The sequence below is a fragment of the Psychrobacter sp. CMS30 genome (assembly GCF_904846565.1).
Taxonomy (GTDB): Bacteria; Pseudomonadota; Gammaproteobacteria; order Pseudomonadales; family Moraxellaceae; genus Psychrobacter; species Psychrobacter maritimus.
Genome location: NZ_CAJHBF010000040.1, coordinates 1 through 6,339 on the forward strand (window position 1 = coordinate 1; position 6,339 = coordinate 6,339).

Below are 6,339 nucleotides of genomic sequence, written 5' to 3' on the forward strand. Positions count from 1 at the left end.
CGCTTAAATCTATGATACAGTTTAAAGGCTCTTATTAAAGGCGCATAGTTTTAATTAAATGCTCTTATTAAAGGCGCATAGTTTTAACAGCGTATAAGCTTTAATAATGCTTAATTTTTAATAGCGTATAAGCTTAATAGGTTTAAGTTTAAAAAACCGCTAAGACGCTATTGCTAAGCAAAATCCCAAGCAACACCACCATGATAAACCGCTGTATGAATAAAAAAACATCATGGACAACAAACTTAAATAACACCGCTAAATAAGAACATAACAACGTTAATTGACCATACCAAGGATATCTGATGAGCGCATTACAACAGCTTCGCACCATGACCACTATTGTCGCTGATACGGGCGATCTTGCCGCCATTGCGCGCCTAAAACCCATCGATGCCACTACCAATCCCAGTCTCATTACCAAAGCGCTCATTCATCCGGATAATGAAGCCATGCTGTCAGAAACCATGAGTCGCCATCGCGGTGATATCGATGCGGTGATTGATGAGCTGACCATTCAAATTGGCTGTAATATTCTGGCATTGATTGAAGGTCGCGTTTCAACCGAAGTCGATGCACGCTTATCTTATGATACCCAAGCGACCATTGATAAAGCCTTAAGCTTTATGGAAGCCTATCAAAAAGCAGGTATCGACTCAGAGCGCGTCTTGATTAAGATGGCAGCAACGTGGCAAGGGATTGAGGCCGCACGTTATCTTGAAACCCAGGGTATTCACTGTAATCTGACGTTATTATTCGGTCAGCATCAAGCGATTGCCTGTGCCGATGCTGGCGTGACGCTGATCGCCCCTTTTGTTGGGCGTATTTTAGATTGGCAAAAACGCCAGCAAAACCGCCAAAACGTTCCCGCTTCAGACGATATGGGCGTGCAATCGGTCAAGCTTATTTATCAATATTACAAGCAGCATGGCTATAAAACGCAAGTGATGGGAGCCAGTTTCCGCTCGACTGAGCAAATATTGGCGTTGGCGGGTTGTGACCTGTTAACCATCGCGCCCAATCTCATCGATGAGCTGGCAGCGATGGATGTTGAAGTAACGCGCCAGCTATCACCAAGCATGTCAATGGATTTGGCCGACATGACCAAAGTCAGCTTAACGCATGACGAATTCAGTGCCGCTTATCAACAAGATACGGTCACACAAGACTTATTACCTAAGGGTATCGATGGCTTTATCGGTGCGCGTGATGAGCTTGCGAAAATGCTAGCAGACATGCGTGATTAACAACCAAACTGACTATATGTCCGAGGTCTCTGCCTGCTAATCACGAGTGCTGAGATTGCCACAGCGTGAACCGCTTGTCATAAAAGAAATTTGCCTGCCCCTATTAAGTTGGCTATGATGAGCGACTTTATATAACAAAAAGCAAGGCTCGATTATGAAACGGCTAGCAGTGATATTAGCAGGTAGTACGCTTGCAATGAGTGGCTATGCGGCAAACTGGTTAGAGGTATCAAAAAGTCAGACTGGCTCTATTTTTAGCTTAGATTTGGATTCTATCGAACGCTCAGACATTCATATTATTGACGAAAAAGCAGTCGAAAATATTACCGTCTCGATTCGTAGAACCTATCCTGCACCAAAAACCGTGGTGACAAAGGATAGTAAAGAAAAAGACAGCAAGGAAGGTAAGGACAAACAGACTAAAGAAACCGACATCCATCATAGCGACCAGCAATTACTCATCTCTTGTAAGGATTCTAGCTACTATCGGCGCGCTTACGTCAACTACGCTGCTGACGATAAAGTGTTAAAATCTTGGCAATCAGAAAAGCCAATATTGACGACTAAAGACTTTAAGGTGACCAAGCCGAAAACAATTAGTCGCATGCTCGTAGAGCAGGCCTGTAAAAGTTACCAGCAAGATAAGTAACGCAGGTCAAGACAAACAAAATACATGCCATTAAAAAGCGCGCTGAACTATTCAGCGCGCTTTTTATTATGCTAAAAAACTCTTCTCTAAGCTTTTAAAACCGTATAAACCGGCACGGGGAATTCGCCGTGCAAATCAACAAGGTCTAACAATACCAATGCGCCGACCACGGTGTGCTTAGCAGACTTGCACAGCTCATAAGCAGTCATCAGCGTACCGCCAGTAGCCAAAATATCATCGACCAATAACACGCGCTCAGGTGGCAAATTATTTTGCATCTCAAGCGTGTCTTTACCATATTCTAAAGCATAAGCTTTATTGGCAACCGGTGGTGGTAATTTGCCAGGTTTACGCAGCAAAATCATACCCTTACCCAAGCGACCTGCTAGCAAACTGGCAAATACAAATCCGCGCGCCTCAACTGCACCCAAGCAATCGACGTCATCAAGCAGACCCGCAGGCAGTACAGCTAGCATCTCATCAATCACAGCATTAATATGACTGCGCAGTAACGGCGTAATATCATAAAAATCAATGCCAACTTTTGGGAAGTCTGGTACTGTGCGAATGATTTGCCAAAATGGATGATCAGTATTGAGTGTCGGCGAGGATTTGGTTGTGGTATTAGCTGATGAAACGTCGGCAGTAGCGCTCATGATAACCCTTTGCGTATAGTACTTGAAGAGGATATGACAGTGATGGTCGATATCTCAATTGGTAAAATTGGTAGCAAGAATTATAGCATAATCGACTTTATGGCGGAGATAAAACTGGCGAAGTTAGCACTACTAAAACCATTAAGTGGGTACTCTACGACTTGATAAAAGCTGGTTAATCTCAATATACAAGTGTAAACTTAACTATGAAAATTACGGTTATATGATAAACTACGTGCGTTTTTACGGTCTAAATATTGACTATAGTAGTGAATATAAGCCTTAAAAAAACACCTAGTAACACTGGTTTTAATAACAGTGACAATAATCGATAGGACTATTTATGAAACGTTATGAATGTATTGTCTGCGGCTGGATATATGACGAAGAGCTCGGCTGTCCTGAAGAAGGCATCGCGCCTGGCACTAAATGGGAAGATATCCCTGATGATTGGATTTGCCCAGAATGCGGCGTTGGCAAGCTTGATTTTGAGATGCTCGAACTTTAAGCCAATGACCGTTTAAATAGGATACTTCATGACACAATCAAACCCCATCAATAGTGCGCCTAAGATTCTAGAAGCGCCTGAGATTTCAGAGGAAAATGGCAATTACCCAACCCCTGAATGGCAGCAATTTGGCAACCATAATTGGCGTGCATCCGACTTAAGCGAGCATCTTCATCAAGCAATGATAGATATTGGTGACGGTATCGAGCTGTGGGTTGAGGCGGGTGGTAATCCAAACAATCCGCCACTACTCATGATTATGGGACTTGGCTCACAAATGATATTTTGGCCAAATAACTTTATGAAGCGCCTTATCGATGCCGGTTTTTTTGTGATACGTTTTGACAACCGTGATATCGGCTTGTCATCTAAAGTACAGATTGATGGTTTGCCACGTATCAGTCAATTAAAAATGATGATGCGCCTGCAGACAGGTCTGGCGAATAAAGGCGCGCAGGTTGCTTATAACTTAACCGATATGGCGGAAGATACGGCGCGTTTAATCAAAGCCTTGCACCTGAGTAAAACGCTCCTACTTGGCGCTTCTATGGGCGGTATGATTGCTCAAATCGTCGCCGCGCGTTATCCAAGTCTAGTACAGCGCATGGCCTTGATGTTTACCACCACCAACCGCGCCTTTTTAAAACCGCCTAAGCCGAAGCAGTTATATACCCTCATCAATCGCCCTGAGAGCCATTCTGAGCGTGATATTGTGCGTCATAGCGTCTGGTTTATGAAGACTGTCGGCACGCCTGGACACGTCAATGTGCGCATGGTGCGTGACATCGCTAAGATACGTTATCAGCGTAATTTTCATCCACTCGGTACCGTACAACAGCTCAATGCTATTTTAGCTTCAGGCTCGATTAGCAAATACAGTAAGCAAGTTAAAGCACCGACGATTGTGCTGCATGGTAGCGCAGATGGGCTGTTACCCGCCTCGCAAGGACGAGTGGTTGCAAAGACCATTCCCAATGCAAAATTCCATTTAATCGAAGGTATGGCGCACGATATTCCAGAATACTATCAGCCTTATATGGTCGACTTGATTAGCAATCATCTGTTAGAAAAGTAATGTTTTAAGCTTACAAATTTGATTAATGAGCCATAAAAGAGTGTCAGAGCGATGGATTATCCATCGCTCTGACACTCTTTTTACCTGCAAAATTAAGCGCGATATTAAATGATAAGTGCTAAGTATCAATCACAACCAACACTGCTACCCTCTTTATCAATACACATCTTAGCCCCATTTTTTAAATTACCAATCCATGCTTTGCCATTTGTGAATACAAATGCTGCCTGGTCTTTATAACTATCGCCTACGCTCACACCGCTCTTATCAAAACGGAAAGGAATTACCAACTCGCCGCCTAAATTAACAAAACCCCATTCGTTATCGATGCGTACGCCCGCCAGTCCTTCAGAAAATGGACGCACCTCATCAAACGAATACGTAATCATCGTGACATTATTGTCATCAACAAAGCCCCACCTACCATCTTGTTGACGTGGCTGTAGCGTGGTAAAAGGACTAGACGGCGCTGATTGTTGCATCTCCTTGGCGTTTTCGTTAGTTGTCGATGTTTGGCTATCAGCCTTACTGTTCGAATTCGGGTCACGCGTGGGTTTGCCATTTTTATCCAACCAGCTGATGGCTTGGTTTTTACGCACGCGCGTCATGCCGCCACGATAATCATCGATATCACTAATCGCGGCAGAAAATGGCACGATTGTTTTATTAGCGGTATCGATGACCCCATAATGACCGTTTTGTTTGACCACGATGCGACCTTCAGACACGGGACGCGCCCAACCTTGACTCTCCTTGAGCATATCGTACATCGCAGGGATAGTCTCGCGACCTTGCATATTGACGTAACCCACCCGCCCGTTACGCAGTACCGGTAGCAGTCCGCCCGATATTTTATCGGCATCTACTTTTTGATAGCGGGATAAATCAACCACGCTTTTACCTTGTTTATTAATCAAGGCAACTGGTGCGCCAAAATCTTTTATCGCTAAAAAATAGCCGCTACTCGCTGTACAAGAGACATTTTTATAATAACTTTTGGGAATTTTACAGCTGGCTGCTTGGGCATTTGACATCAAAAAAGGCGTAGCGGTTACAACGCTCATCACAAACAGGCTCATCACAAAACTGCCGCGTGACAATTGTAGCGGTAATCTAGAGAGGGAGAGTTTTTGTCGTCTTGATATAGAACGTAGCAGCATAAGCAAACCTAGGCTAAAAGTAATAGAGGCTATTTGAAAATTTAAAGCGTGTCGTTATTCTAAAACATTAAGGGTTTTAAAATGCAGATAGCTAGTAGAGTAACAAATAGCGACGTTTGCGCCAATGTTATTCCTGTAAGAAGATGACTGATTTATTTATGGTGTGTGATAAGTCATTATAAAATAAATCGCCCTAAACCATTCCATTTCGAGTGCAAAACACTGACAATATAGCTTATTTAAATCACCGCTTTAGCAAACAACAATTAAAAAGCATCTTAAAAAAAGCATCATAGTAATGAGATAAGGATATTGCATGGCTACTGCCTCTTCACGCTCTGCCGCTACTGGCTTAGTCATTGGTTGTGTTATTTTTGGTTTGGGTAGCTTGATTGTTGCTCATGTCGATATCGGTGGCTGGGCGATGTCATTTTGGCGGCTGGCTATTTCAGGCGTGGTATTTGCTGTATTGGCTAAAGTAACGGGGCAGCGATTACCGCGCTCAAAGCGTGCTATTTTTTACGGTTTATTATCGGGCGCATTTTTAGGACTCGATTTGGCACTCTGGCATGAGAGTATTTATGCGGTCGGTCCTGGTATCTCAACCTTACTTAATAGCTTGCAGATTTTCTTTTTAGCGGCCATTGGATTTTTATATTTTAATGAGCGCCAATCTATCTTGCAGCTTATCAGTTTATTTTTAGCCATGCTAGGCGTAGCAATGATAGGCAGACCTGAGTTTGCGCGAAATACTGCCGCGACTCGGGGTTTCGTCACGGGCATCGTCTCAGTCGCCATGCTTGCCGCGTCGATGATCTTTATCCGCACAACCCACGATACTGAGCCAACGCCGATATTTATGCTTATGCAACTGATTAGCATCGGCGGCGTAGTGGCAATGATTGTCCCGATGTTCGTGTTCGATATGGGCAATATTTTGCCCGATACGTGGTCTGAGATTGGTTGGGTATTGATTTATGGCACGGTGATGCAATGCTTAGCGTGGGGGCTTATCGCCTACTCTATTCCTAAGCTGTCCTTGGC

7 protein-coding genes are annotated in these 6,339 nt (G+C 43.7%); 5 read left to right on the forward strand and 2 right to left on the reverse strand.

From position 1 onward, the window contains the following. Positions 1-305: 305 nt before the first annotated feature. Both JMX94_RS12990 and JMX94_RS12995 read left to right on the forward strand, forming a co-directional pair. Positions 306-1,247, forward strand: coding sequence for a transaldolase (locus JMX94_RS12990; protein WP_201565984.1), 942 nt, complete (start codon positions 306-308; stop codon positions 1,245-1,247). A 154-nt stretch (positions 1,248-1,401) separates the two neighbouring features. Further along, positions 1,402-1,896: a hypothetical protein gene (locus JMX94_RS12995; protein ID WP_201563407.1), complete on the forward strand. Its 495-nt coding sequence runs from the start codon at positions 1,402-1,404 to the stop codon at positions 1,894-1,896. Between the two features lie 86 nt (positions 1,897-1,982). Here the strand turns inward: JMX94_RS12995 and JMX94_RS13000 are convergent, their stop codons facing one another. Next, the gene (locus JMX94_RS13000; RefSeq protein ID WP_201563408.1) at positions 1,983-2,552 is read right to left on the reverse strand and encodes an adenine phosphoribosyltransferase; all 570 of its coding nucleotides are present in this window, start codon (positions 2,550-2,552) and stop codon (positions 1,983-1,985) included. Between the two features lie 343 nt (positions 2,553-2,895). On the opposite strand from JMX94_RS13000, the gene JMX94_RS13005 reads away from it, so the two are divergent. Both JMX94_RS13005 and JMX94_RS13010 read left to right on the forward strand, forming a co-directional pair. After that, positions 2,896-3,060 (forward strand): rubredoxin, encoded by a 165-nt coding sequence (locus JMX94_RS13005; protein ID WP_183618001.1) that lies wholly within the window; start codon positions 2,896-2,898, stop codon positions 3,058-3,060. A gap of 28 nt (positions 3,061-3,088) precedes the next feature. Next, the gene (locus JMX94_RS13010; RefSeq protein WP_201565986.1) at positions 3,089-4,135 is read left to right on the forward strand and encodes an alpha/beta fold hydrolase; all 1,047 of its coding nucleotides are present in this window, start codon (positions 3,089-3,091) and stop codon (positions 4,133-4,135) included. Between the two features lie 125 nt (positions 4,136-4,260). Here the strand turns inward: JMX94_RS13010 and JMX94_RS13015 are convergent, their stop codons facing one another. Continuing rightward, positions 4,261-5,295 carry a WG repeat-containing protein gene (locus tag JMX94_RS13015; protein ID WP_227673508.1) on the reverse strand — a complete coding sequence of 345 codons (1,035 nt, stop codon included), beginning with the start codon at positions 5,293-5,295 and terminating at the stop codon, positions 4,261-4,263. Positions 5,296-5,611: 316 nt separating this feature from the next. Between JMX94_RS13015 and JMX94_RS13020 the strand changes: the two genes are divergently transcribed. Then, positions 5,612-6,339 (forward strand): DMT family transporter (locus tag JMX94_RS13020; RefSeq protein WP_201565988.1); only part of this gene is annotated, 728 nt, incomplete at its 3' end.

Excerpts from the sequence above, each read along its gene's own strand:
- JMX94_RS12990 (WP_201565984.1), top strand. The coding sequence starts at position 306 with ATGAGCGCATTACAACAGCTTCGCACCATGACCACTATTGTCGCTGAT.
- JMX94_RS12995 (WP_201563407.1), top strand. The coding sequence starts at position 1,402 with ATGAAACGGCTAGCAGTGATATTAGCAGGTAGTACGCTTGCAATGAGT.
- JMX94_RS13000 (WP_201563408.1), bottom strand. The coding sequence starts at position 2,552 with ATGAGCGCTACTGCCGACGTTTCATCAGCTAATACCACAACCAAATCC.
- JMX94_RS13005 (WP_183618001.1), top strand. The coding sequence starts at position 2,896 with ATGAAACGTTATGAATGTATTGTCTGCGGCTGGATATATGACGAAGAG.
- JMX94_RS13010 (WP_201565986.1), top strand. The coding sequence starts at position 3,089 with ATGACACAATCAAACCCCATCAATAGTGCGCCTAAGATTCTAGAAGCG.
- JMX94_RS13015 (WP_227673508.1), bottom strand. The coding sequence starts at position 5,295 with ATGCTGCTACGTTCTATATCAAGACGACAAAAACTCTCCCTCTCTAGA.